Source organism: Dictyobacter halimunensis, from assembly GCF_036245075.1.
In genome coordinates, this window is sequence record NZ_BSRI01000001.1 from 3,157,495 (window position 1) to 3,182,844 (window position 25,350).

30 protein-coding genes and 2 pseudogenes are annotated in these 25,350 nt (G+C 53.5%); 16 read left to right on the plus strand and 16 right to left on the minus strand.

Annotation, left to right across the window (positions count from 1 at the left end; genetic code table 11):
• The first annotated feature begins 580 nt into the window (after window positions 1–580).
• A complete protein-coding gene (locus AABA21_RS12915; RefSeq protein WP_338250538.1) occupies window positions 581–709 on the plus strand; it encodes a hypothetical protein in 129 nt (42 codons plus the stop codon).
• A gap of 68 nt (window positions 710–777) precedes the next feature.
• On the opposite strand, the gene AABA21_RS12920 is transcribed toward AABA21_RS12915, so the two are convergent.
• Window positions 778–1,638 (minus strand): polysaccharide deacetylase family protein, encoded by an 861-nt coding sequence (locus tag AABA21_RS12920; protein WP_338250540.1) that lies wholly within the window; start codon window positions 1,636–1,638, stop codon window positions 778–780.
• Window positions 1,639–2,136: 498 nt separating this feature from the next.
• A complete protein-coding gene (locus AABA21_RS39350; RefSeq protein ID WP_420917151.1) occupies window positions 2,137–2,391 on the minus strand; it encodes a transposase in 255 nt (84 codons plus the stop codon).
• On the opposite strand from AABA21_RS39350, the gene AABA21_RS12925 reads away from it, so the two are divergent.
• The 3 genes and pseudogenes from AABA21_RS12925 to AABA21_RS12935 form a co-directional block, all read left to right on the plus strand.
• Window positions 2,383–3,399: an ISL3 family transposase gene (locus AABA21_RS12925; RefSeq protein WP_338250542.1), complete on the plus strand. Its 1,017-nt coding sequence runs from the start codon at window positions 2,383–2,385 to the stop codon at window positions 3,397–3,399. The two genes, AABA21_RS39350 and AABA21_RS12925, sit on opposite strands and share 9 nt — an antisense overlap.
• A 57-nt stretch (window positions 3,400–3,456) precedes the next feature.
• Window positions 3,457–4,164: a transposase gene (locus AABA21_RS12930; protein WP_338250544.1), complete on the plus strand. Its 708-nt coding sequence runs from the start codon at window positions 3,457–3,459 to the stop codon at window positions 4,162–4,164.
• A gap of 93 nt (window positions 4,165–4,257) precedes the next feature.
• Window positions 4,258–4,455: pseudogene (locus AABA21_RS12935) on the plus strand (ISL3 family transposase); the annotation flags it as partial.
• A gap of 54 nt (window positions 4,456–4,509) precedes the next feature.
• Here AABA21_RS12935 and AABA21_RS12940 read toward each other — a convergent pair.
• Window positions 4,510–5,079, minus strand: a complete 570-nt coding sequence (locus tag AABA21_RS12940; protein WP_338250548.1) for a GNAT family N-acetyltransferase — start codon at window positions 5,077–5,079, stop codon at window positions 4,510–4,512.
• An 854-nt stretch (window positions 5,080–5,933) separates the two neighbouring features.
• Here AABA21_RS12940 and AABA21_RS12945 point away from each other — a divergent pair.
• The 6 genes and pseudogenes from AABA21_RS12945 to istB all read left to right on the plus strand — a co-directional run bounded on the left by AABA21_RS12945 (window position 5,934) and on the right by istB (window position 10,462).
• Window positions 5,934–6,764: an alpha/beta fold hydrolase gene (locus AABA21_RS12945; protein ID WP_338250550.1), complete on the plus strand. Its 831-nt coding sequence runs from the start codon at window positions 5,934–5,936 to the stop codon at window positions 6,762–6,764.
• 231 nt (window positions 6,765–6,995) lie between these two features.
• A pseudogene (locus AABA21_RS39355) lies at window positions 6,996–7,137 on the plus strand (RRXRR domain-containing protein); the annotation flags it as partial.
• Window positions 7,118–7,615, plus strand: coding sequence for a hypothetical protein (locus tag AABA21_RS12950; RefSeq protein ID WP_338250552.1), 498 nt, complete (start codon window positions 7,118–7,120; stop codon window positions 7,613–7,615). The pseudogene AABA21_RS39355 and the gene AABA21_RS12950, both read left to right, overlap by 20 nt.
• Window positions 7,616–7,678: 63 nt before the next feature.
• Window positions 7,679–8,917 carry an FAD-dependent oxidoreductase gene (locus AABA21_RS12955; RefSeq protein WP_338250554.1) on the plus strand — a complete coding sequence of 413 codons (1,239 nt, stop codon included), beginning with the start codon at window positions 7,679–7,681 and terminating at the stop codon, window positions 8,915–8,917.
• A 337-nt stretch (window positions 8,918–9,254) separates the two neighbouring features.
• Window positions 9,255–9,788, plus strand: coding sequence for a Mu transposase domain-containing protein (locus AABA21_RS12960; protein WP_338250556.1), 534 nt, complete (start codon window positions 9,255–9,257; stop codon window positions 9,786–9,788).
• Window positions 9,719–10,462 carry an IS21-like element helper ATPase IstB gene (istB, locus tag AABA21_RS12965; RefSeq protein ID WP_338250559.1) on the plus strand — a complete coding sequence of 248 codons (744 nt, stop codon included), beginning with the start codon at window positions 9,719–9,721 and terminating at the stop codon, window positions 10,460–10,462. Before AABA21_RS12960 ends, istB begins: the two co-directional genes overlap by 70 nt.
• Before the next feature lie 179 nt (window positions 10,463–10,641).
• On the opposite strand, the gene AABA21_RS12970 is transcribed toward istB, so the two are convergent.
• From AABA21_RS12970 to AABA21_RS13010, 9 genes are all read right to left on the minus strand, one after another.
• Window positions 10,642–10,899 carry a hypothetical protein gene (locus tag AABA21_RS12970; RefSeq protein ID WP_338250562.1) on the minus strand — a complete coding sequence of 86 codons (258 nt, stop codon included), beginning with the start codon at window positions 10,897–10,899 and terminating at the stop codon, window positions 10,642–10,644.
• Window positions 10,900–10,975: 76 nt separating this feature from the next.
• Window positions 10,976–11,260, minus strand: a complete 285-nt coding sequence (locus tag AABA21_RS12975; protein WP_338250565.1) for a hypothetical protein — start codon at window positions 11,258–11,260, stop codon at window positions 10,976–10,978.
• A 167-nt stretch (window positions 11,261–11,427) separates the two neighbouring features.
• Window positions 11,428–12,726 carry an RNA-guided endonuclease InsQ/TnpB family protein gene (locus tag AABA21_RS12980; RefSeq protein WP_338250567.1) on the minus strand — a complete coding sequence of 433 codons (1,299 nt, stop codon included), beginning with the start codon at window positions 12,724–12,726 and terminating at the stop codon, window positions 11,428–11,430.
• A complete protein-coding gene (locus AABA21_RS12985) occupies window positions 12,713–13,300 on the minus strand; it encodes an IS607 family transposase (protein ID WP_338250569.1) in 588 nt (195 codons plus the stop codon). The genes AABA21_RS12980 and AABA21_RS12985 overlap by 14 nt, the downstream gene beginning before the upstream one ends.
• A 63-nt stretch (window positions 13,301–13,363) precedes the next feature.
• On the minus strand, window positions 13,364–13,669 hold the full coding sequence (locus AABA21_RS12990) for a hypothetical protein (protein ID WP_338250571.1): 306 nt from the start codon (window positions 13,667–13,669) through the stop codon (window positions 13,364–13,366).
• Window positions 13,670–13,923: 254 nt separating this feature from the next.
• A complete protein-coding gene (locus tag AABA21_RS12995) occupies window positions 13,924–14,292 on the minus strand; it encodes a tyrosine-type recombinase/integrase (RefSeq protein ID WP_338251029.1) in 369 nt (122 codons plus the stop codon).
• A gap of 33 nt (window positions 14,293–14,325) precedes the next feature.
• Window positions 14,326–14,496, minus strand: coding sequence for a site-specific integrase (locus AABA21_RS13000; protein WP_338250572.1), 171 nt, complete (start codon window positions 14,494–14,496; stop codon window positions 14,326–14,328).
• Window positions 14,497–14,502: 6 nt separating this feature from the next.
• The gene (locus AABA21_RS13005) at window positions 14,503–14,895 is read right to left on the minus strand and encodes a phage integrase N-terminal SAM-like domain-containing protein (RefSeq protein ID WP_338250574.1); all 393 of its coding nucleotides are present in this window, start codon (window positions 14,893–14,895) and stop codon (window positions 14,503–14,505) included.
• A gap of 117 nt (window positions 14,896–15,012) precedes the next feature.
• Window positions 15,013–15,828 (minus strand): IS5 family transposase, encoded by an 816-nt coding sequence (locus AABA21_RS13010; protein WP_338250576.1) that lies wholly within the window; start codon window positions 15,826–15,828, stop codon window positions 15,013–15,015.
• Window positions 15,829–15,965: 137 nt separating this feature from the next.
• Between AABA21_RS13010 and AABA21_RS13015 the strand changes: the two genes are divergently transcribed.
• On the plus strand, window positions 15,966–16,091 hold the full coding sequence (locus AABA21_RS13015; RefSeq protein WP_338250578.1) for a DUF4158 domain-containing protein: 126 nt from the start codon (window positions 15,966–15,968) through the stop codon (window positions 16,089–16,091).
• A gap of 33 nt (window positions 16,092–16,124) precedes the next feature.
• Here AABA21_RS13015 and AABA21_RS13020 read toward each other — a convergent pair whose 3' ends face one another.
• The gene (locus AABA21_RS13020; RefSeq protein ID WP_338250580.1) at window positions 16,125–16,616 is read right to left on the minus strand and encodes a DinB family protein; all 492 of its coding nucleotides are present in this window, start codon (window positions 16,614–16,616) and stop codon (window positions 16,125–16,127) included.
• 309 nt (window positions 16,617–16,925) lie between these two features.
• On the opposite strand from AABA21_RS13020, the gene AABA21_RS13025 reads away from it, so the two are divergent.
• Window positions 16,926–17,204: a hypothetical protein gene (locus tag AABA21_RS13025; protein WP_338250582.1), complete on the plus strand. Its 279-nt coding sequence runs from the start codon at window positions 16,926–16,928 to the stop codon at window positions 17,202–17,204.
• Here AABA21_RS13025 and AABA21_RS13030 read toward each other — a convergent pair.
• Entirely contained in the window at window positions 17,201–17,500 is a 300-nt protein-coding gene (locus AABA21_RS13030; protein WP_338250585.1) for a response regulator, read from the minus strand. The genes AABA21_RS13025 and AABA21_RS13030 overlap by 4 nt on opposite strands.
• Here AABA21_RS13030 and AABA21_RS13035 point away from each other — a divergent pair.
• Entirely contained in the window at window positions 17,477–17,719 is a 243-nt protein-coding gene (locus tag AABA21_RS13035; protein ID WP_338250588.1) for a hypothetical protein, read from the plus strand. The genes AABA21_RS13030 and AABA21_RS13035 overlap by 24 nt on opposite strands.
• Before the next feature lie 136 nt (window positions 17,720–17,855).
• Here the strand turns inward: AABA21_RS13035 and AABA21_RS13040 are convergent, their stop codons facing one another.
• The gene (locus AABA21_RS13040) at window positions 17,856–19,070 is read right to left on the minus strand and encodes an ATP-binding response regulator (protein WP_338250590.1); all 1,215 of its coding nucleotides are present in this window, start codon (window positions 19,068–19,070) and stop codon (window positions 17,856–17,858) included.
• Window positions 19,071–19,361: 291 nt separating this feature from the next.
• The gene (locus AABA21_RS13045; RefSeq protein WP_338250592.1) at window positions 19,362–19,964 is read right to left on the minus strand and encodes an FAD-dependent oxidoreductase; all 603 of its coding nucleotides are present in this window, start codon (window positions 19,962–19,964) and stop codon (window positions 19,362–19,364) included.
• A 387-nt stretch (window positions 19,965–20,351) separates the two neighbouring features.
• On the opposite strand from AABA21_RS13045, the gene AABA21_RS13050 reads away from it, so the two are divergent.
• The 3 genes from AABA21_RS13050 to AABA21_RS13060 all read left to right on the plus strand — a co-directional run bounded on the left by AABA21_RS13050 (window position 20,352) and on the right by AABA21_RS13060 (window position 25,120).
• Window positions 20,352–21,482 (plus strand): hypothetical protein, encoded by a 1,131-nt coding sequence (locus AABA21_RS13050; RefSeq protein ID WP_338250595.1) that lies wholly within the window; start codon window positions 20,352–20,354, stop codon window positions 21,480–21,482.
• 68 nt (window positions 21,483–21,550) lie between these two features.
• Window positions 21,551–23,548, plus strand: coding sequence for a glycoside hydrolase family 15 protein (locus tag AABA21_RS13055; RefSeq protein WP_338250599.1), 1,998 nt, complete (start codon window positions 21,551–21,553; stop codon window positions 23,546–23,548).
• A 267-nt stretch (window positions 23,549–23,815) separates the two neighbouring features.
• Complete coding sequence (locus AABA21_RS13060) at window positions 23,816–25,120, plus strand: vanadium-dependent haloperoxidase (protein WP_338250601.1); 1,305 nt, start codon at window positions 23,816–23,818, stop codon at window positions 25,118–25,120.
• The last annotated feature ends 230 nt before the right edge of the window (window positions 25,121–25,350 follow it).

Genomic DNA, 25,350 nt, shown 5'->3' on the forward strand with positions numbered 1-25,350 from the left:
GGGACCTTCTGATAGGTGGCAAGAGGGATGAAATGGAATCATCTTCCCTCTGTGTATGGGACGTGGGTTTCTGTTGTTTTCCACGTTTGGTCTGGTAGCCAGAGTGACAGGAAGGAACGTGGTGAGCGTGCGAAGGGAGAAGAATAGACATTGTTGCAGAGATCGCGCGAAGCAACTCAGCTTGGGAACGAATCTGAATCGAAGAAACTGCATTAAGTGGGGCAAAGTATCCTCGAGCATCCAGCGTCACGCCAAAGACACTGAGCAGTCGTTGTAACACGTCCACACCTCCATCTTCCTGTTCTTCTTTGAGCAGGACTTTCCCCTGATGGCAGACGAAGCCGCGATACTCACACACGCTGCCAAAGCATGAGGGGGTAGCGGGCCAGCACGGTCGCATCAGGAGAGCACGATGAGCAGGTGGTCGGTGAAGGTGCTGTGGTGTGCCGGGGAGGTGACGTTTGTATGTGAGGGAAATGTGACGGTGCGGCGACCTATGTGTATGTCGTCTGGACGAATAGGGTGAGCGAGCAGGCCTAGCATGTTCACCGGGCCTGCTCGTGGTTGTGTGAGAGGATGTGTGCCGCTAAAGCTCCAATGGGGAGCGCAGGAGGGCGGCCAGCCGGGTGGTGTGGATGGGTGCCATCTGGGGAAGAAGGGTGAAAATTTCGACTTTCTCCTCTATCATATCCTGACCACCCCTGAGTGAGTTGAGCGCCTTTCCTCTTTTTGAAACGTTTGCCACTTTTTCGTCCCTCTTTACAAGAAAAGGTATGGTCATTTCAAGCTGAGGTTGGGAAGCAGGGAGATTTTCCGGCAATCGTTCGGAGCATCGGCATAGTGGTCCAATAATTGTTGCATGGGAACGATAGAATAGCCGCGCTGTTCGAGTAATCGAATGATGAGTGGAAGTGCGGCCACCGTTTGTGAGCGATCTCCACCGCCGTCGTGCATTAAAATAATCGAGCCATTTCTGGTTTCTTGCAGGGTGGTCTGGACAATAGTATGTACCCCCAGGTGCTTCCAATCCTCGCTATCAACATTCCACAGGACCGGTAAGAGTCCCGTGTTCTCAATCTGTATGTGCGACATTCTATTGATAGCGCCATATGGGGGCCGCATTAAGGTTGGTTTGATACCAATGGTTTGCTGGATAACTTGATTTGTATATTCCATTTGCCACAGGACCTGCATTGGTTTCAGGGCTGTCAGGAGTGGATGACTCCAGCTATGGTTACCGATGGTATGTCCCGCCGCGTATACCGCTTTGGTAATGTGGGGGTAGGCGAGAATGTGCTGCCCAATAGCGAAGAAGGTGGCATGCAGGTTGAATTGACGCAAGATTGCCAGGATCTGTGGTGTATACGTGATGTTCGGTCCATCATCAAAGGTGAAGGCAACTTCTTTACGACTCTTTGTGCCATGATGGAAGAGTGCATGTACCAATCCTGGCGGCACTTTGGTGACAGGCGCCGGTGTGACATGTACCTTGGGGGGAGTTGGCGTTACCTTCAAGATGTTGGATGTAGCAGAAGGAAACTGCCTGGCCTGTACACGTGTTGAAGGTGCATCTGTGCATGCCACAGGAATCAACAGTAACGCACAGAGCATACATGTGAGCAAAAACTGACGTGGCATGTGTTTTTCCTCTTTCGAGAAAGAATAACGTTTGCAGCTTCAAAAAAATATGTATATTAGAGATGTCGATCCACTCTGAATAGAGTGACGCCTATAGATACATGCAGCAATACGGCTAAATATTTCTATTTAACTGCGAATAGTACTAAGGTGAAGGAAATACTGTTATGGCACTCATATCAGGTATCCATGCTGTCTCTCCTTTGTTCTGCCATGGCTCTTCCCTTTGTTTTGACATGTGGGTTTCTGTTCTTTTCCACGTTTGGTCTGAGAACCAGAGTGACAGGGTGAATGACAAGGGGGAGGGCGTGTGCTCGCTGCATTGGAGATCGCCAGGGCGGATGCACCTGGAACTGTTTTGGGGTACAACAGAAGGGAGCAGCGTCGGAGCAAGGGAAGAGGGCGTGTGTTGTGTTGTGCAATAAAATAGAGCAAGGTGCACTTTATTGCTTCTTTTTATCTCTGGGGAGCGAGAGAGGAGTGATACCAAGTTACGATCTAACTCCCCATTCTGAAATGAGGAAAAAACATCATAGAATGGAGCCGTTCCTTGTCCACCGTCAATTCGCAGAGTGCCTGACAGAGCACGCCGATTAAGTTCTCCAGTGACGAAAAAACTCTATTGTGCAGGTATTTCTCGCGCAGTTCCTCCCAGAGATGTTCGACGGGATTGACTTCTGGACTGTAAGCAGGCTGGAAAATCAGGCGAATATTCTCTGGAATGTGCGCAAGGAGTGCAGTTCGATGAGTAATCCAGACACAATCTCTTCTCCATTTCTTCCTCTCCCCGACGGGATCAGCATCTTGGGAGTTGAAGCCTCAGACACTGGCTTGGTGGTGAGCATTACCTGCCATCTTCCTTTCGCCCTCTGCCCAGGATGCCAGCAGCGTTCAGAACGAATACATAGTTCGTATCGAAGATTGGTCGCCGATGTTCCAAGCGGCGGTCGTCAGGTGACCCTGGCACTGACTGTGAGGAAATGTATCTGCGGAATCCCAGCGTGCTCCCACAACATTTTTACTGAGCGCATGCCAGAGTTCGTGCTCTCGTATGCTCGCCTGACCAACCGTTTGCGCCAAGCTCTCCAGGACGTAGGTTTTGCTACCTGTGCAGAGGCAGGAGAGCGTTTGGCTTCGAAGTTAGGAATGTCTGTCACCGCAACCACACTGCTTCGTCGTACGCGTGAGCGGTCTGTCCCTGCCCCCGATGTCGTTCGGATTCTTGGAGTGGACGATTGGGCCTGGCGAAAAGGTATGACATACGGAAGTATTCTTGTCGATCTCGAGCGGCGATGCCCCATCGAGATTCTCCCCGACCGCCAAGCTGAAACGGTGGAAGCCTGGTTACGGCTTCATCCAGAAATTGAGATCGTCAGTCGAGATTGCGCAGGTGCCTACGCTGAGGCGGCACGAAAAGGAGCCCCACACGCACACGAAGTTGCGGATCGATTTAATATTTTAAAAAACCTCCGCGAACATCTCCGCGATTTTCTGCTTCGCAAACAAGCCTTACTTCCAGAAATCGAGCACGTTGCTTCGGAGGCCATTCTACAAAAAGTGCGAGAAAGACTACAGAAATCCTCCGTTGTTTTTCCCCCTGCCAATCAAGAGAAGCCTCATTTTCGCAAGATGTCGGCCAGTTTGCGGGTGTATGAAGATCGAGCCACCCCTCAAACGCAGTTGACAGTGACGCAAGAACGCAAACAAGCGAGTCGAGCACGACGGTATGAGCGCTATGAAGCGGTTCGAGAGCTGCACTAACAAGGCTTTTCTGGGCGCCAAATTGCCCATCGTTTGAAACTTTCGCGCCACAAGGTGATGCAATTCATTCAGGCTGAGGGCTTCCCTGAACGGGTCCCCTCTGTGCCCAAGCCGAGCATTCTTGATCCCTACAAGCCCCTGATTTTGGAACGCTGGGCACAAGGATGCCATAACGGAACCCAGATCTGCCACGAGGTCACACTGGCCGGATATACTGGCTCGGAGCCTTTACTCCGGCTCTTTATCACGCAGCTTCGCAAACAACAGGTCTGCGTCCCCACATCTCCGGCTTTGGCTGCTTGTTCTCCTCCTGTCTCGTCGGTCCAATCCGCCCCAAAACGGCGTCTCACTCCAACGCGGGCTTCCTGGCTCTGTGTACGTCCGCCAGAAAAACTAGATGAGCAAGATCGCAGATATGTTTCACAGCTTCGAGAGGCTCACCCCGATCTGGAGAAAGTGTATCAACTCGCCCAGAAATTTGTTTCGATGCTCTCTGAGCAGAGAGGTGAGGATTTGGACGAATGGCTTGCGACTGCTGAACAGAGTGATATTGCCGAGCTCAAGCGTTTTGTTTCCGGGGTTCGCCGCGATTATGTAGCAGTACATGCAGCCTTCTTTTCAAAGTGGAGTAATGGTCAGGTCGAGGGGCAGGTAGCCCGGCTTAAACTGCAAAAACGCATGGTCTATGGACGTGCGAAATTCGACTTATTGCGTCTGCGCGTGCTTTCTCGAGCGTCGTTTCTGATAGCGTTCGTCCTCTCCTGAGAGTACCAAATAGCACCAACTCACGCTTCACCGAGGCCTTTTTCTCTCTTCAAGCAATCAAGCTCACTTTTTGTGGTGGAGAGCCGATTTGCCGAGAGTGGACTGCCAGAACTCCAATCCTTTGCGGCAGGGGTAGAAAAGGATAAAGACGCGGTACAAGCTGGTTTAACCTGGACAATCAACAACGATATGGTCGCGGGACAGGTGACGAGGCTCAAGCTCATAAAACGGCAAATGTATGGCAAGGCAGGGTTCGCCCTGCTTCGCCAACGCGTCTTACACCGTATCTGATTGTTCACACTTTCTACCGGAGAGCAGATATCATGGAAGAAGGAAAAAGGGCATTTAATCTGCATGGGCGGAAACTCCTGATGAGAAGGCAGAAGAGGCTATCTTGATCCCCATGACGGGGAGGCGCTGCCCCTCTAGTTTGGAGTCGATCTCTCTAATGTGATAAGCACCCATATGGTGATAGAAACCAACAGCATGAGGATCAGCTTCCCATTGCATCTCGCTGGCTCCCAGGGCGCGAGCCATCTCCAATGCATGCAAAAACAAAAGACGTCCTATACCTGTCCCTATCCGTTGTGGGATCACCCAAAGTTCAAGCCGTTCGCATAGGCCCTTCTCATGGAGTTTTATCCCGTGAAAACCGAGAACGCTCTGCGGATTTTCTCTTGCTATATAGATGTCATTCTCACGTATATAGGCTGGTGAAATGGTAAGGTGATTCCCCCAGGCGGCTATCCAGTTCTCGGAATACCCCCAATGAGCCTTTGATGCCAACATGATCTGCTTGATAAGCGCCGCATCTTGAGGCACAGCTTTAGAAATCTCCACGTGACGCTCCTCGTCTTTTCTTCCCTTGGCATGGAAGAGTCGTAATATGCGTAAATTTTTTTCTAGTATATGCATTTTACCTCTTTTTTTACAAAAATACCTCTTCACTGCTTCAGGAAGAGATCGCAGTGCCTTCTTTCTCTCTAAAATTGTGCGAAGCAAGCGAGCAGAAAATCCCAAGAATGAATGGACAAGAGCTATAAATTTGCCAGAACGTTCTTTGGGGCAAAAGCGTTGAAACGGCCACTTAAGGGGAATGATGATTCTTTCTGCTAGGAAAGAACGAATTGATGGTAGCAGAGAGGAAGACGAGAATGAGCAGGGTTTGTGAATGTTTGGTAGAGAGAAACATTCACACTGAGAGTGAAAAAAGGAAGGACTCAGTGCCGTTCGTTCCTGTAAGGCACGTCGTCTCCGCCGTTTGCGACCAGGTGTCTACAACCCGGTGAGTGGCCCACCCATTGTGGTTAGGGGCCTGAAGGGGAGGGGGGTCTTGCTCCCAGGGATCAAAACCCTGCCCACCGTGGGGAATATGCAATGGTGGAGTCGTCGAGGGAAAGAGGCAATCAGCCAATATGAGGTAGAAGCCCGTTTGTTAGAACGATTGGTGGGAGCATGGGCAGAACAAGTGCTTCATTTCTTTGATCGTGGCTATGCAGCTCGAAGGTGGTTAGCGGCCTGGCAAGAAGCCGGAGCCCGTTTTCTTATTTGCTAGAAAAAAGGGCATTTTGTGTGTGACGTCCAAGGGCAGGAGCGCAAAGTTTGGTGTCGAAGGAGAGGCACAGTACAGACAATGCATGAATCATTCCCAATGTTTGTTTCTCACAAGTACACGATATGCATGAACATCGTGCTACAGATTACATATACACAGGAGAGCGGCACAGTATGATATGATGAGAGCATCAAATTCCGAGGGGAGAAGATCCATGTCAATCTGGTCCGAAGGCGATCTGCAACTCGATGATGTTCGTATTCATTATTACCGCACAGGCGTGGGAGAGAAGCCGCCACTGATGTTGTTGCATGGTTTCAGCGATAATGGGCTGTGCTGGAGCGAGGTGGTGTTTGAATGGGCGAGTGACTTTGATATCATTCTGCCTGATGCTCGCGGGCATGGGCTCTCCAGTGGCTCGGCGAGCGGAGATTATCGCAAGCAGGCAATGGTGGAGGATGTGGTGGCGCTCATTCGGTCGTTGAAGCTGGGCCCAGTGTGGCTGGGAGGGCATTCGATGGGGGCCGGTGTGGCCGCGGTCGTGGCCAGTGAGTGGCCGGATCTGGTGCGGGCGGTCATGCTGGAGGATGGAGCGCTGTTTGTGCCACGTGAACAGCCGACAAGCTCACAGGAGGAGCCGCGGCGCCATAGCTGGCTATTTGAGGTGCGGGCGCAGAGCCTGGAGGAGCGCAAGGCTGTCTGTCAGAAGAATACCGGCTGGTCAGAGGTCACGGTGGAGCAGTGGGCCATCTCGAAAGATCAGCTCAATGCGGCCATCCTGTCCGTCGGTCCTGCACCCGTCATTGGCGAACGTCCGCCCATGGAGATTCTGGCCACCATCCGCAGCCCCCTATTGCTGGTGACAGGCGACCCTACACGTGGTGCCATGATCACGCCGAAGCAGGCCGCACAGATCCTGGCCGCCCAGCCCCGCGCCCGCGAACTGCATATACCCAATACAGGGCACTGTATCCGCTATGATCAGCCACGGACGTATGCGGAGAGCGTGGGGGAATGGCTACGGAGTCAGGGACCTCACGCCTGAAGGCGGGGGCTTGCCAAAGCAAGCCTGATCCTGACCAGTCTCAGTCTTGAAAGACAGGTTCCGTTCGGGAGGAAATAGGTACGGCGGGGTGCATGCCAGCCCCGCCCTCTACGGTTCCTCGTTAAACAGGCGTACGAGGTGAAGCCAGTGCGATGAACGTCAAACCCTCTCGAACCTGGACGAGGCACACATCACCCGCGCAAGCGGAGGCTCTGAAAGGAGCAACGATCCATGTCCTTTGTCTTCGTGCTGGATACGACCAGGAAAACCACTCAACCCGGTGCATCCGGGGGAGGCGCGGCGCCTCCTCGCACAGGGGAAAGCGGCGGTCCTCAGACGGTATCCGTTCACCATTGTGCTCAAAACCGCAGTTCCTCCATGACCCGGTTCCCAATCTTCCCAGTCTGTTCAGGAGCCGCTGGAAGTATGCGGTGGAGAACAACTTCTTCGTCGAGGGGTTCGTCGCCAGGGTAGGTACCACACGCTACATGACGAAGGAGGACCTCGACCCGTACCGTGCACCGTTCCCTACCCCTGATGATCGCATGGGAATGGCACGTATGCCCAATATCTGGGGAGGCGGCCATCCTGGGTACGAGACGTATGTGAGTGCGGTTGTCACCGAAGCCACGCTGCCCATACTGCATGAGAAACCTGCGCTTATCTGCTGGGCATGCAAGGACCGCACCTTCCGCAGGCGGCACCTCGCTCGGTGGCAGTATGTCTTTGCCCACGTCGACGGCCCATATCTGCTCCCCAAGGCGAGACACTTTCTCCAGGAAGATGCAGCACCAGAGATCCTGGACCACATCGAACGTTGGCGCAACGAACTGGTTCTCGTGTATAAGTAAGCCCAGGACGGCCTCTAGCCGCTCTGGTGAGCGAGCAGAAAACAAGAAGGAGGAAATGTGAATATGCCTCAAAAGGACCTCCGGGTGCTCGTGGTTGGGGGAGGCCTCGGTGGCCTGTGTCTTGCCCAAGGCTTGCGCAAAGCAGGCATCAGCGTCGCCGTCTACGAACGCGACCGCTCTCCAGAAGCCCGCACTCAAGGCTATCGCTTCCATATGGATATCCGTGGTGAAGAGGCGTTGCGTGCATGCCTCCCGACCAACTTGTACGAACTAGCCCTGGCTATCCGAGCTCAACCGAGCAAAGGCGCGACGGTGTTCAGGATGGTTGACGGCGAACTTCGTGAGGCAGCCACCATGCGCTTCCCTGAAAGCGGCAGCAGTGAGTTTGTCACCGTCGGGTCTTCCATCGATCGTTTGACGCTGCGCCACGTCCTTCTTGCTGGACTCGACGATATAGTCTACTTCGGCAAGGAATTCACCCGCTATGAGCAGCAACCTGATGGAACCGTCCGCGCGTGCTTCGCTGATGGGACAGATTCTGTCGGGGATGTGCTTGTCGCCGCCGACGGTGTCGGCTCGCGGATTCGTGAGCAGTTCCTTCCGTATGCCGAGCTGATTGACACGGGCGTGCGGTGGCTTGGTGGCAAAACCCTGCTCACCGACGAGCTCAGGACCTTTCTCTTACCCCAACTCGCCGAAACATTCGGGATGGTTCACATAGGAGCGCAGAGCATGCTGTTCGGCCTCGTCACCTTCCATCAGGATCCTAATCAGGCGGCGGCACACCTGTGGCCGGGGCTGAGGTTCCACACCACGAGCGACTATGTCTTCTGGGGCGTTCTCGTCCAGCAGCACCAGCTTGCCATGTCAGATGACGAGTTGAACGCCATGCCTGGTTCAAAGCTCCAGCATCTGCTGCTGGCCCTGGTTGCGGATTGGCCTCCGACATTACGCATGCTCATTGAACAGTGCCAGCCAGATCAGACTTTCGTCCTCAGAATGCGCCATGCCAGGCCGATTGAGCAGTGGCAGACCACCAATGTGACCCTGCTCGGCGACGCCATTCATGCTATGCCCCCTCGAGGTTCGGGGGCCAACACTGCACTTCGCGATGCACGTCAGCTTGCTGACAGCTTGATTGCTGTGGCACGTCTGGGCACCCCGTTCCATCAGGCGCTTCATGACTACGAAACCGAGATGGTCCGCTACGGCTTCGCCGCACTCCGGGCATCGTTGCAGAGACCAACAGACGAGCTTCGCTCAGGATGGTTCGCCGAGGGGGGCTTTAATAGAAACCGGTAGGAGCAGCAGCATGCACGAACGGCAAAGAGCAAGGATATGCAGCCAGCGATATGGCAGCCCCCAATCGGATTGAGCAAGCAAGCTGCTTGGTTTCGCGACCGGTTCTCTAGTATACGGCATTCCCGTGTGTCTCAACCTGTAAAGCATGCTTTGCAGGTCATTTTACAGGTTTCTTTCCCACTTGGTTTCAGGTCTGGCGCACCTATTCTTTGCTATACTTTGCGCAGAGATTTGAGAAATCAGCGTGCTCGGTGTGATCGCGGAGACGCGATCGGCAGACTGAATTATTTTTAGTATCATCCATGTTTTCTGACTGGACCAGATCGGGTCAACCTCAGTGGAGCGACTGGTCGAAGAGCGGTTGCTGCCGCTGCCTGCCGATTTTGCCTGGGAGCGCTTCGCGACCGAGGAGCGAAAAGTAAGTTGGGATGGGTATGTGTCCTACGATGATGTGCTCTACGGCATCCCAGGCCCGCTCCGTCTGGCCGGCAGATCGGTTCTGGTTCGGGAGCGCAAAGGGGTGCTGACGATGTGGTCGGACGGGAAACGGATTTTTGAGATCGAGAAGCGGCCACGATCTCAGGAGAGTGTGCCGCATCCTGATCAGTGGAAGAGCGTACCCTCTGTCTCGGCTCAGAGGCGGACGCCAGCCCCTTTGGGACATCTACAGCCAGCGCCCGATGTCGTGACCCGTCCCTTGCAGGAATATGATCAGTATGGCCGGGTCGAGAGCGTGCAGGAGGTGTTGGCACGAAACACAGCATCTACCAGCAGCTGCACCTGCCCTACCTGGAGGTTGCCTTGCCTCAACTGCTCCAAGAGGCGAGCACACAACAGCGGACGTATGAAACGTTGCTGCAACGGGCGCTGACCACCGAAGTAGAGGGACGCGAACAGAAGGCGATCGCGAGGCGACTCAAGGCAGCCCGTCTTCCCGGCACCAAGATGCTCGAGGGCTTTGACTTTTCGTTTCAGCCCTCGCTCTCCGAACGCCGGCTCTGGGAACTGGCTGATCTGTCGTTCGTACGCACGTGTACCAATATTGTGTTTCTTGGCCCTCCGGGAACGGGCAAAACCCATTTGAGCGTGGCCCTGGCCAATCGAGCGCTGACCGCAGGCCATTCTGTGCTGTTCACCACCCTCTCAGAGTTGTCGAATGCCCTCTCCACGGCGTCGCATCCTGGTCTGGTGCGAAGCCGGTTGCGTCGCTACATTACGCCACGCGTGTTGGTGATTGATGAGGTGGGCTACACGACCTTGTCGCAGGAACAAGCGCGCTACTTCTTTGAATTGGTGACGGCTCGCTACGAGCACGGCTCGATCATTTTGACGTCCACCACCAGTTTTGCGGGCTGGGGAACGTTGCTAGGCGATGAAGTACTGGCCACGGCGCTCCTCGACCGACTGTTGCATCACGCCGAGGTGATTGCCATCAATGGGCGCAGCTACCGCATGAAAGAGCGGCAGATGGACCGAGCGAGTGTTTCGGCGCCATCGGAGGCGGCGCTCAGTGCCACCAGCGTCGTACCCACCGGCGTTCGGTAATCGGAGTGTCTCTGTCGGCGCTCTGAACATCTCAGCCTGGTGCCGTATTTGGCCGGCGTCTGTTCGCCGGCGTTCAGGAATCGTATTCTCTGGAGTTTGTTTCTCAAGTCAGACAATTCCAAATCGGCTCGCGTGTACATCAGCGTTGACAGGTTGTCCTGGCAAGTGCTTTGCCCAGTTCACTGATATTGGTTTGTTTGAGGTTCCTGTGATGATGGAGCGCGGGATGCACTCAAGCGAGCTTCAGCCGCTTGAGCACGAAGCCACCAAGTTAATGCCTCGTCCTGTTGGGTGAGCCACCGTTGTTCTTGCTCGGCATAGGCAACCTCTACCGCCAGAAGTCGATCCACTAGTTCAGCCTTACCCATACGTAAATAGCTCTGGCGTACCTGTTTCTGGTCGCGATCTACTTTCGTTGAGATCCGTGGTGTCTCCACCTTTTTTGGCTGAAAGTTCGACTAAAGGGGTCTCAACTCAGGATTTGCGGTCGAAGTTGCAGCCAATCTACCAGCATTATGCATGGATCGTGCGCATACGCGTCAGGCAATCATCGTAGACGGCTAATTTTTTGCGCTGCTCAATACGTTCTTCGATATCGGCAATCTCCTGAATCTCGCGCAATTTCTCGCGGTGCAGACGCCGTACCTGTGATTTGATCTCTCCAATATCGTCGACCTCTTCCAGCAGCAGCAATACCTCATTGACGGCATCATAGAAGGCGCCTTGCTTGTGTTCTCCGCGCTTACCTTTGGCCTCAAAATACGTAATTAATTCCTGCTTCGTTTTCATCTGTGCCATATAGCCACAACTCCTCAAACAATACCTTTGCAATAATTATGGGATCGCCCTGGACCTTGCCAGGTCTATCAAGAGTATAGCATCCGGCGCGCGCTCTGCCAAAACTGGTGGCTGATTATCTTCTTCCTGTCAATCTTCATCATAGATAGTGAATAGTTCTGTCACGACTAGCGAATCCTGACAGATGTCAGGATTTTCACGTGAGCAGCTTCGTGAGGGAACGACATCCTCACGGGATGGACTACCGGCAGATGGACCCTGCACTCCCCATCCTCTACTCCCTCCCCCTCAAAGGCATCAGGAGCTGCTTTTCGAATGATATTGTACGACCCGTTGCAATCGGCGTTGATGAGTCGGCCATCTTTGGCCCGATAGAGACCTCGTGCGATGCGTTTTCCGCTGAACACGAGCGGTTTCTCTTGGCCAGCCTGATAGGTGGGCAGGGGATCACGATCCAGGAAACTGGCCTTGCTGGTGTAGGCCTCTTCCGTGAGCAGCACCCGGATGCCTTTGTGCTCCGCTTTGTAGCTGAGCATGTGGATCAAGCGCGCATGGGGAAGCTGAACAAAGTGCTGATTGTTGCGTTTCCCCAGGTTGATCTCCTGCTTCCAGCCTGCGTTGCGACCGATCACCAGGGTGCCAATACCTTCGGCGGCCAGCAGATCTACGACAAAGCGAGAGATGGTATGCAGATCATGCTCGATGCGTCGATTGCGCCAGATCGTCAGGCGCTGCATGCGTCGGGTCACGCCAGGGTGGCCAAGGGCCTGTTGCAGATCGGCCATCGTCTTGTTATAAAACTGGTTCGTGCTTTTGAGACCACGTCCGTTAACGACGACCGGGACAAAGCCGGGCTTGTTTGCAGTTAACGCGATCACATTGTCGACACCAGCATCGATGCCCGCGATGAGCGCAGGGTTGACAGCAGATCCGTCTAGCTCCTGTTCATACACGATCTCCACAACGACATAGCCGTGCTTGGGAACCACCCGGACCTGCACAATCGCCCTGGGATCTTGCCGCGTTTTGACCTGAATGCCCAATCCCGAAGGCACAATGAGGCGCCGACTAAGCGTCCGTTTGCTGCGGCTGACGGCTTGCATCGTATAGATCAGCACATTGCGGCCGGTCGCTTTGTGCTTGTACTTAGGGAGTTGGGGACGACCACGGAACTTGGAGGGATCGGCCTTGTAGGCCTTGAGGGCTTCAAAGAACGAGGTCCAATTGCGTTCGAGCAGCAGCAGGACCTGTTGGGCCACTTTCGCAGGAAGTGCCTTGTAGGCTTCATGCGACTGCATGCGCTGATCCATCTGCTGGTAGGTGAGAGAGATCCCCTCAAAGATGAAGGCCTGACGCCATTCGTAGAGCGCCGCGTTGTAGAGGTTCTTGGAAGCAAAGCAGGCGGCATCGAGCACCCCATAGCGGGGGTCACTTCGACCGATCACATGCTTTTCAACGAGGTGCATCCTGCGCCTCCAATTCCTGCACAATGCGTTCAGTCTTGCGTTTCGCTCGACGCTGGCCGTAGAGTCTGGCGCAAAAGCTGTAAATGATGCTGGTCAAATCAGAGAGCAGGTCTTCGGTGCTGTTCTCGGCTTGATTGACCACTTCGATTTCCCGCCCATAGGTGGCTAGTAACGTTTCAATGTAACGAAATCCGAAACGAGTGCCCCGGTCTTTGTGCTCAATGACGATGCGCCCCACGCTCGGATCGGCCAGCAGGGCCAAGAATTTGGGGCGGTTGTCATTGACGCCAGAGCCAATTTCCTTCACCACCTTGCCCACGTGATAGCCACGGGCCGCACAGTAGGCGACCATCCGCTCAGCCTGACTATCCAGATTGGCCTTGTTCTCCGCGGAAGACACCCGCGTGTAGACCACAGTGTGCGTCGTCGATGAAGAGGCTTGTACCCTGGTTGGCTCGTTGATCAAGATGGTATGCGCGCCCACGCGCCTACCCTGGATTTTCCCGTCACGAAACCAACGCCAGGCTGTCTCATAGCGCACCCCTTGTTGTTTGGCGTAATCACTGAGTTTCATAGCAACATGATAGCATAAAACACATTGATTATCAAGGATTCGCTATACTTTCAATGATCGTTTTCAATACCTATGGGCAGGACTGCCCGCAGAAAGCGAAATCATTGGGAGGCGGATCCCAAAAGTGAAAGCCCATGCCCCCAGGCTGTCCGTTACCTCTTCAACGGTGACGGGCGTTGAGAAGACCAGCGTATCTTCATCGGTGGACGGTTCCTCCGGAGGAGCTGGGGGGTGCGAGGGCGCTCCGGCACCGATGGTGGGGCTGGCCGCTCGATGAGAGCGCTTAGAAAATTCTGTGATGTTGGAACCCAGCAGAGCAAACCAGTCGTCAACAGACCAGGCCCAGAACGCTGTTTGACGTTGGTACATCTCGATGCACAAAATACGTATGACCCCAGTGTAAGAGTCTCTAGGAGCGCATGTCAAGCACAAGACATCCTCTAGTGGATCCACAAGACGCTTCAGCAGACGCTTTGTGGGAGAGCTGATTCGACCGTGCGATCGCTCAAAGAGACGAGCTAATTCATCGCGTTCCTCTTGATAGAGTTCCGGCGATCGATCATATCGCTCAGTAAATAGAGGCCAGGAGAAAAGAGCAACAGGGTTTTCAGACGAGGAGAGTTTCATGGCCTTGTCTCCAAGAGCATCATCTCGATCCACTGTTCAAAACCGGCAAGGCTGCGATTGACCGCTTCAGTCAACTCAACGCCGCTCAAATGAATGTAGAGCATAGTTGTCTGTACAGACGTATGGCCCGTATCCAGGGCGATCTGGTGCAAATCCATGTGGGCACGAGCCATATGGGTTAAGCGAAGATGGCGTGGGGTATGGGTGGTAAATTGTGGTAGACCCGCACCAAGAGCAAGCTTCTGGACAATCTTTGACCAGGAGACCAGAGCGAGAGGATGAGAGGCATTGCGATGCGACTCTGACAAAAAGAGAGGTCCATGCCTGGAAGAGAGGGTTTTTCTGTGTCGCAAGTAGGCTTGCAGAAAGCGATTGGTCGTTTTTCCATAGCCAACTACTCACTCTCGTCCATTCTTCGCATGTTCAGCACGCACCCTGATCTGGCGATAGGCAAAGTCAAAATCACGAGGTTCCAACGTGACCAACTCTTCGCGCCGCAGCGCTCCATCATAGGCTAAAAGCAGCATGACTTGATTGCGCAGGAACTGCCCTTCCAAACTCCGTAGCAAGGTCTGCTACTCCTCATCACTTGGCAACCAGGGCAGTTTGTGATAGTGCGGAAGCAATTTTCGATCTCGAACGCCTCCGAATGCTTTTCTAGGCACATAGTGGCCGCGACCTACCGGATTATTCTGACGGAGTTGTTGCTCTACCAGGGAATCGCAAAACAGGCGTAAGACAGTAAGACGCTGTTGCATGGTCGAGTTTGACAACCCTTGCCCGTGCTTAATAGAGGGGACATTGGCTCTCTTTGGATTGGGACGATGGGCCAGATCGTGAACGTAGAGCGTGACCTGCTCGCGCGTGATGGCTTCGGGGATGACTTTTGAGCGTTGACAAAAATCCAGAAAGTCATTGAGGCAACGCCCATACGCATCAATCGTTTTCGGAGCAAGCTGAAGATGCATTTGAAGCTGGAGCCAGGGATGCGCAAGTTCTGATGTAGCAACCAGGGGATACAACTCCTATCGGATTTCATTCATGAGTTTCCTCCATACAATGTTAGATGATGTTCAAGTAAGAGCTTATCCGAAAACCGCAACCTTCTCGAAGAGAAGCTGAGCACAAGCCAGGTGAAGAAAGGCGAGATAGTTTTCGGCCTTTTTCTCCCAACGCACCAGAATCCGACGTGAACGGTTGAGCCACGCATGCGTACGTTCCACGACCCAACGGCGCGCTCGATAGCCTGGGATGATTTCTCTTTCCATGCGCTCTTCACCACGACTGCGCACATGAGGCCAATAGTGACGAGCAACAAGTTCTTTATAGACAGGAGTCGAGTCATAAGCGGCATCCAAACACAGCTGCTCCCTCTGCTCCAACGGGAAGATGGGTCGCTCAATAACCACTCCATCCAAGGTCGCGCTGAGCAGTTTGACATCGTGGCGTTGAGCTCCATCAATGACCAGTGCCAATGGAATTCCTGCCCCATCCGTCAACAGACTGCGTTTGGTTCCCTGTTTGCCGCGATCAGTGGGATTGGGACCGGTCGCGGCGCCGCCGAAAGGGGCCTTGCTCATTGTCCCATCAGCAGCTTGCCACTCCCATTGAATGCCTGCGAGCTCATCGTAAGCAGCAAGTCCAGCCTGCCACAACGCCTTGAACAAGCCTGCTTGCTCCCATTGCTGAAATCGGTCATGAATGGTTGAGCTGGCTCCCAGTTCTCGAGGCAAGGCGTTCCACTGGATCCCTGTTCGTAGGACGTAGACAATCGCCTCAAACGCTTGGCGATCGGGCAGCCGAGGGCGGCCTCCCTTAGCATGTGATGGAGCTGGCGGAATCAGAGGTGCTACGTGCTCCCATAGTGCATCACTGACCTTCCAAGGGCGCGTTCTTGCCATCAGTCTCTCCTTGAATTGTTTTGTTTACCAGCGTATCACACGGTTTTCGGATAAGCTCTTAATATTCACACCCGCCTCAATTGAGGCATACAAGCGCGAGTGCGAGAAGAAGATAGAGAATGATGGGAGGATAAGCGATGCCCACACGTGAGATGTTATCTCCGTCACAACGCGCCAACATGCTGTGCCTTCCCGACGATCTCAGCGATCAGCTTCTGCCCCGCTATTGCACACTTTCCAATGAGGAACTTGCGCTCATCTAATAATGTGAAGATCGGTTTTTCTTTTAGATCTCTTTATTCATGAAGCCGTTGCGTAATCTGTTCAATATGATCGATATCGTGCATGATCACTTGCAAAACCGCTTCCTTGAGTGTGATAGGAAATTGCTTCCCATGAATACCTTTCCTCATCCATTGCTCTTCCTGTAAATCGTTCAGGGTTTGAAGAAATGCGTGACGCGTGGTGAATAACGAATCTAAAACGGTTGTGATATCCTGCTGCTTGTACTTCCCCTTGCGAGCAAGCTCTTCATTGCTCTCTGGTATGGGGATGAGAGGACACTCTTCCGTTAGGATCAGTACGGCACGACGGAAAAAGATCTCCTCATAATCACGCAAATGGCAAAGGACTTCAATAATACTCCATTCGTGTGCATCCTGAGGAGCTTGCTGTGCCTGAGATGATGTGACCTCACGAAGCAATGTCTGAAGAATGCGTGGCGTTTTCCGTAATGAGCGAAGTAATCGCCAAGGGGTCATCAGTTCCAGAGAACTTGTAACTGTCATATGTATGAGTTCCTTCTGCAAATAGAGCAATCAACGCGAGAACAAGATTGTATCCTACTTTGTCTGCTTTATATTTGCAATATGGAGCCAGTACAACCAACGAGCCAATGGAAGAACCAGGTTATCTGATTGAAAATTGTTCTGATTCAGACGAAACGATCCCAATAATTGCTTAGCTTATTATGCTTGCCTACTCTCCTCGTTTCATGCATTCATGCAACGAAATTGTATCTGAGAAACCACAGCTACGTCACGTTCCGAAATTTTCTCCTCTCTGGGGAACGAAGCCTGGCAGGGCAGGAAGCGACAGTGACTATTTTCCAGGATCTGCTCACTCTTGAACACAAGGAAGAAACGCGCTCGCGGTACTCGGCCGAATGGCAGCCTGACGATCATCACCTCTTGCGGGTGGGCAATCCGCGCCTGCATCAACACTCCTATCATTCGCTCCAACTGGAACTTTGGCTGCTTGGAGAGGTGGAATGGTTTGTGATTATCCGCGCCGATGCGCATGCGTGTCGTCACCAACGCAAAGGCTGCCTTCTCGTTCTTCAGCCTTCACTTCCGTTTGATGGGACTGCCGGCTAAGGACCTCTCTCATCGCCAAGGGCCTGCTTGACCAAATGAATGACGCTTTCTAACTCAAAGGGTTTTTCAAGAAGAAACACGTCTTTGTGCCTTCTCGCTTGATCAGAAAGATTTGCACTCATGAATATAATGGGGACCTGTTCCATCCCTTTCGTCGCCCGGAACACATCCAGGCACTCCAGCCCATCCATCCCTGGCAGCTGGTAATCCAGAAAGATGAGGTGAGGTATCACGCTACGAACGGTTTTGAGCGAGGCAAAACCATCTTGGACATGAAGCACCTGGTAGGGGGTCATATCTTTGAGCGTCAGAACCAGGAGATCTCCAATGGCGACATCATCTTCAACAATGAGGACGATCTGGAGAGATTCAGGCTCTTCGACTTCTTCCGTCTGAAATGTCTCTTGTATGTGATCTTCCTGCCTTTTTTGGTCGTCATCGAAATTGAGTTATTTCTTCCACGCCTGATCCAAACTGAACGTTTCATCCTGGGACGTTTGGCAGATTTGCTTTGAGGGACCTCACTACCAATGCGCTCAGATGGCAATGGATTTCTGCGGGCTGATCCTGGTTCTGCAACCGGGCAGAGACGATAATACACCCTCTCATCGGTTGCATGGCGTGGTACTCTCCTGGTAGAGAGGAGGGGTTTCACACGAGCAGCAGAGGGAGCACGATAGAGAACACACTTCCCTGTCCCTGCTGGCTCTGTACTTCCAGTCGCCCCCCGTGCTGCTCAACGATCATGCGGACCAGATAGAGCCCCAATCCCAAGCCTGTCTGCGACCCTGTTTGGACCTGGATCTCAGGAACACGATAAAACGGTTCTGTCAGGCGAGCAAGGTGTTCGGCTGCAATCCCTACACCGTGGTCCTGGACGGCGATGACGGCCTGCTCTCCTTCCTGCCACACTCGAACCACCACGGGAGCTCCCTGTGGTGAGTATTTGTAGGCATTGGAAAGCACATTAAGGAGGACCTGGCTTATGCGTTGCCTGTCGACATCTCCTTCGAGCGGTTCATCAACGATCTCTGCGAGGGGAGCGGTTTCCACACCCTCGCGAAATTCGGCGAGCACCTGCTGACACACCTCGACCAGGTCACACCGACTGCGCTGCAAATCAAAGTGTTGCGCCTGCAAGTGATGCGTATCTTGTAAGTCCTGCACCAGCCGTTCAAAGCGAGCAAGGGAGCGATTGATGCCGCCAACGATGTGACGTCCTTTTTCCAGGCCGTCTGGCTGTTGAAGGTACAGATCCAGCAACTGGACCCGGCCTTTTAAGCTCGTGAGAGGTGACGCGAGCTCATGGGCGACCAGGCGCAGGAGCGCATCTTTGGCCGCATGTGCTGCGACCAGCTCTTGCGTGCGCTGCTCAACCTGCTGCTCCAAGGAGCGCTGGTGCTCCTGGATGTGCCGTTGCAGCTGTCGTGCCTGCAGAGCACGCTGCAAGGCCACCAGAAAATCATCGCGATCAATGGGTTTGAGGATGTAGTCGTACGCTCCACTGCGGAGAGCGCGCATCGCCAGATCGTGGTGTCCATGGCCGGTAATCAAGAGCACAGGCGTTTCGGGGGTGCGTTGCCGTATCCTCTCTAAGAGTTCGAGCCCATCCATGCCAGGCATCAAAATATCACTGATAATGGCATCATACTCCTGCTCTTGCAGCAATTCAAGTGCCTTGGATGGCTGAGATGCCGTCTGGACTGCAAGTTCACGCATGCGTATGGAGAGCATCGCTGACAGAGCCTGTAGTTGCGCAGGATCATCGTCAACTAGTAAGATGTGTGCTGTCTGCATTCGAGCCATCTCCTCCTCATTGGTGGTGGTCTGGTTCATTGCCTCTGGTTCGGCAACAGGCGAACGCATTTCTCTGTGCTTCCTGGCATCTTTATGTATGGCTGATGGGCAAATCAGGAACCCGATCGTATCTCTCATTGCCGTCTCTGGCCGTATTCATCTCCTGTTTTTCCTTAGTATATCCTATCAAGCTCCTGATCTGATGTAGGTGAGATCGTTGAGCACTGCAGTGAACAGTTACAACACCTGGTAGGGAAGGATTTCTCCGCTGTGTTGGGGCTTGCACACCAGTACAGTGCTACGGTTTACTTATTTTCATCGACGCTAATAATGGTAATGTGTGTATTTTCTTTAGGTAGCTCAAGGACTTCCAGTAGAATGTAGCGCATGGGCTTTCCCCCATAATAGATGGATGATCTTACGATTGTTGACAGCTTCTGGACCGATAAGAAATGCCTCAAATGTCAAGTAGCCCGTTGCTTGCAATCCCTCTAACTGTGGCACTGCGGGATGTGATCCAGTGGCGATGAGTATCCTCCGGCTGGTAATTTCCTCATTATTGAGGAGGAGCGTTGTCGATGATGTAAATGATGCGTGTCCAAATGTAACGGTCACGCCTTCAGTGTACGTCTTTTCCGTATCGCCCACACGTTGAACTACACCCTGAATAGAAGCACTGACCTTTGCCATATCAACACACTGGTACGTCGCGCTCGATCCAAATTGCGCCGCTTGCCTGGCCTGTTGTACAACATGTGCCACATGGATCAGGCTCTTGCTTGGCACACAACCGTAATGTAAACAATCTCCCCCCAACTGTTTCTTGTCGATCAGTAAAACCTTGGCACCGAGAGACTGCGCGAGATGGGCGGCGGTGAGGCCAGCTGAGCCGCCGCCGATAATAGTTACGTCGTAGTGTGTTTGTAGTATACACTCCTCCCGATATTCTTTCTGATGGATCACATCAATAAAAAGGATCGTTTCTCTGCTATCACAAGAGACTGATTTTTCCGTGGTTTTATTTCCCCTCTCCAGGCGGAGAAGATTCCAGGCCGTTTCATTTCCATCTGATCTGGTGCTCTTGTGCAGATGAGCCAGTAGCGCTCCACATTCTTCCTACTATACTTTATTTGCACTATAAGGGTATATTGTTTTGTTTTTATAGTGTAGTGCTTTTGTGCTTTGCAATTATAGTGGGAATATTTTTTTCAAAAAACAGTCTGGGTAGGGGAAGGAAAAACACACAGGGAGATGTGTCTGGGCAATGAGATCATGGAACCATTGAGTTTCAAAGCATGACCTAACCATATTATGGACACGAGCTGTCCAATCAGGCGAAGGAGAATTTTGATGAATAAGGCACTCTCAATTGAGGCGACTGAACAGACGTCTGTGACTCCCCCGGTGAATAGCCTTGTAAAAGGGTATAGTCTTGTAAGCGCGTGTGCATTCACCCTTATCGGCATCGTCATGCTGGCCCTGGCCTTGTTTACTCCGACGAGTATCCCCTTCCAGGGGACCACTGTCGTCGGCCTGAGCGTGTTCTTCAAGGTGGCTGAGATTGTTTTCAGCCTGGGTATGCTCCATGCTGCTATGATGCTGTGGCGTGTGATTTTGCGTAAAAAGGATAGGTATCATAACATAGGGATACTTCCCGGTGATGGTGCTCTTGCCAACGCGTTTTTCTACTTTGGTTTTGCCATGACCGCTTTTCACCTGGGGTACGCTTCTTCGGCGATTGCTCTTGCTCAGTTCATTACTGTCCTGGTGGCCCTGTTCTTTGGTGCTGGTGGGTTGGCTTTATCGGGAGCCTCCAGGCCTGCTCGCCCCCTCGGGTATGTCACGTTTCCTCTCATGCTTCGCGATGGTGTCATCCTGATTGTTGGAACCATTCTGATGGCGATTGCGTTTGGCCAACTGGCGGGAGCGGCACTTAAAGTTCCGCAATGGAATTGGATCAGCTTTTTAGGGATTACGGTCCCTGGCATGTTTCTTCTCATGGGTCGTGAAGGCGTCAAAGCACGGTTAGAGACCTGGCAGGGCGTGGCCAGATTCCCGCGTCTGCTGCTCACAGAGACGCTTCTCGTCCTTGGTTTAGCGATCATGTTGTACGGGAGCTACTCCAATTTGACGCTGGGCGTCAACGGCTATCAGGTGGGGCCAAAGGGGAACGCAGCTGGGTTTACCCTCTGGATCGTGGCTGTCCTCTTGCTCCTGGTGATACGTGGAGCCTTCAAGATGGCTGTTTCGCAACGATACAACCACGTCGGCTATCGGATGATCAGTAAACTCCTCTACGTGATGGCGATAGCGATCTTCATCTACGCAGAGCGTTCCTTCCTCTCAGGTATGGCCCCTGTGTTCGCTATTGGGGGGGCCGCTCCGGCCGTTGCACTGATTCTGCTCGCAGCATTCTTGGTACTTGTTGTAGGAAGAGTTGCTGCTCAAAAGGTGAGTTTGCCATATTCCAGTTCTCGATGAAGAGATGCCTGGGGGCAAGGCTTGCCCCCACCCGGGCAAGCCATCGTTCCAGAAAGAAGTGGTGCATCATGGCCAGAGCGAACGAACTTCATCAAAATTATCCGCTGATCAATTCGTATGGTGTCATCGGTGATTGTCATTCGGTGGCCCTGGTATCACCGGAAGGGTCTGTCGACTGGGGGTGTTTCCCGGACTTCGATAGCCCGGCCATCTTTTGTCGCTTGCTCGATGCAGTGCGTGGTGGCTTCTTCCAGATTGCGCCGACAGAGAGTTCGCTTGTTGGATCACAGCACTATCTGCACGGGAGTAATGTGCTGCAAACCCGCTTCGCCAGCATTGCTGGCGAAGTGGTGCTCACCGATTTTATGCCGGTAGAAACAGTGAACGCCTGGCCGTATAGAGGAATGGATAATAATACCTGTGCGCAGGAAGATGGCTCCTGTCATAGCCTGGTACGTATGGTTGAATGCACGCATGGTGAAATATCGGTCACGATGAAGCTCAAGGTGAGCCCACAGTATGCCGCTGTACCCAGCGAGATATCCCTTGCGCCCAATCATCTCGGGGCGCTCATTTCCGGTGGACAGCAACATGTGGCCCTGGCTCTTGTTGGTGCGCATCTGCTGCCATCATTTGCGATGGAGGTCGTACAAGAGCCAGAAGAGTGGCACCCAACCATTCAGGCACAGTTTCTCTTGCGTGAGGGCGAGCGCTTGTGCTTTGTCATTGGAATAGGGCGTACCGCCCAGGCTGCTCGTTGGCTGCTGGAGAATGAACTGCCCCGACGCAACTTTGCTGCGGAGCTAGCACATACCCTGCACTGCTGGCGCACGTGGCTTGCCAGTTGCGTCCAATGCACCTACATGGGACCATATGCGTACTGGGTAGAGCGCAGTGTTCTCGCTCTCAAGTTGATGACCTATGCCCCTACGGGAGCGATTGTGGCGGCACCGACGACGTCCCTACCGGAGGGTGTGGGCGGTGTGCGCAACTGGGACTATCGGTTTATCTGGTTACGTGATGCCACCTTTACGCTCTATGCATTCAACATCCTGGGTTTTACAGAAGAGGCTCACGCCTTTATCCACTGGTTGTGTCGTCTCTCATGTGCCGATGGCGAGGATTTGCAGATCATGTACGGTATCCGTGGCGAACGTGAGCTGACCGAGCAGCAACTGCCTCATCTGAGCGGCTATGCTGGTTCCAGCCCGGTGCGTATTGGGAATGGCGCGGCGAAGCAGCAACAACTGGATGTGTTTGGTGAGGTGCTGGACTGTATCCATCTCTATCGTCGTCAGGGTGGCTTTGAGCGCGAGGGTGAAACGTTGGAAGGTCCACTGTGGGCGATGATGCGCTTGCTTGTTGACCACGTCTGTACCCACTGGCAGGAGCCAGATAATGGCATCTGGGAGGTGCGCGGTGGTCCACGGCATTTTGTCTATTCGAAAGTGATGTGCTGGGTTGCTCTGGATCGCGGGATTCGCGCTGCCGAACAGCTCAACCTGGAGGCTGATATTCCCCGGTGGATGGCTATGCGAGACCAGATTCGGGCTGATATTCTGGCGCGGGGTTACAATACAAGCGTCGGTGCTTTCACGCAGTCATACGGTAGCACGACGCTCGATGCGGCAAATCTCTTGTTACCATTAGTTGGCTTTATTGCACCTGACGATCCACGCATGCTCTCAACCGTTGATCGCATCATGGAGAAGTTGACAGACAAGCATGGCTTTGTCTATCGGTACCTTTCCGAGGACGGCCTGTCAGGCGGAGAGGGAACATTTACCACCTGTACCTTCTGGCTGGTCGACAACCTGGCGATGCAGGGCTGTGTTGACGAAGCTCGTTCGCTCTTCGAGCGTCTCCTCACGTATGCCAGTCGCCTGGGTCTCTTCTCAGAGGAGATCGATGCTCAGAACGGCATGGCCCTGGGGAATTATCCGCAAGCCTTTACGCACATTGCCCTGATCAATAGTGCTGACAATCTCCGAAAAGCTGAAATTCGTCGCTCTGAGTACCATACCAATCCGGTTATGGCCGCCTTTCACCGCTGCACGCGGCAATAAATGTCGGCATTGGCATATCCGGGAGATGGTCACTTTCCTTCCGAGGAAGTTTTATACCTACGCTGAATGGCAGGGTTGCCAAAAAGGGCAATGGGGCGTAATCACTCATAAGCTCAGAATAAGCCGGTCTGTTATAGGTAGCGACAGAGCCCTTCTGTCATTTCAATGTGATGCTACGCAGTTGGCTCTTCAGGATTGTTTTCGGCAGACCACTCGTCGCAGAACATGCTTTCCGTGACGAGTTGGATAGTCAAGGAGAACTGAAATATGAAGAAGTTGATCCTCCTCCTGGCAACCTTCATCGGCATTTTCGCGGCGATCGGTTCACCAGGTGTCGCGTTGGCCGCTTCATCCGCCATGGTGACCGCTACAAACGGAGGTAATATCAGTACATCTGGTGCCATCGTCATCGCCTGGAACCAGGAGCTGTTACACATCGTCCAAAAGCCTGGTGCTCAACCAGCCACCGTTCACCCGACACGCAGTTTCGCCATGCTGCACGCGGCTATCTACGACTCCGTCGTCTCCATCACCCGGGACGCCCCTACATATGGCTTCTTGCTCAATGCTCCCTCTGGCGCGCGGCCAGACGCCGCAGCAGCCACAGCTGGTCATGACACCCTGGCGGCGCTCTACCCCACGATGAAGGGAGCGCTCGATCACCTGCTCGCTGACGAGCTCTCCATGATCCCAGGTGGAGTTGGCAAGCAGGGGGGAATGCAGGTCGGGCACGCCATCGCCGAGCACCTGGTGGCCAGCCGCGCTCATGACGGTTCTGCCGCCATACCCCCACCCTTCGTGCCAGGCAACCAGGTGGGAAACTACCGACCCACACCGCCAAACTTCGCAGCACCTGTTTTCACCCAGTGGGCAAACGTGACTCCCTTTGTGCTGAACACGGCAGCACAGTTTCGCCCGGGACCACCTCCGGCACTGATCAGCCAGCCTTACGCACAGGCGCTGAACGAGGTGAAGAGCCTGGGTCAAAACAGCAGCAAGACACGGACAGTCGACCAGACTGTGGCCGCAAAATTCTGGGCGGGGCCAATCTGGAACACGTGGAATGAGGTGGCTGAGAACGCCGCGCTCGTTCACCAGACGAACCTGGAGAGCACCGCGCGCCTGTTCGCTGTGCTCAACCTATCCTTAGCCGACAGCACAACCGCCTTGTATGACGCGAAATACCACTACCAGCTGTGGAGGCCCATCACAGCAGTTCGCGAGGCCAACACGGTTGGGAATGCGCTCACAAGCGGCGACCCGACGTGGACGCCGCTCGCCATCACCGCACCTGATCCCTCGTATCCGGGTGCTCACAGCACGATAAGCGCGGTTGCGGCGACCGTGCTGTCTGACTTCTTCGGGAACCAGGATCACGTCAGAGTAACCTCTGACGTCCTATCAGGCACCGTTCGAACCTTTGCCAGCTACACGGATGTTGCGACGGAGGCAGGCCTGAGCCGGATCTTCGCGGGACAGCACACTCGGCTCGATCACGAGTCAGGCATAAAGCTCGGGCACAACATTGCACAATTGGTGCTCTCCCACTTCTCGCTAGGCGTGCCTAAATGAGGGAGTTTTAAACAGCAAGGGGCCTGATCGGTCTCTCTGTGGATTGGCCGGTAATCTCTCCTTCTCAAAAGAAGGTACACCAATGTGGCTATGTCAGGATGACGGCAACTAGGTCAGAATGAAAGAGTTGGGTTTGACCCGCTTTCGTAGAGTGCCCAAAGGGGTCGTGTTGCAAATGCAAAAATTTTTAAGCTCATCAGGAGAAAAGAGAGGACAGCACACCAGAAGCA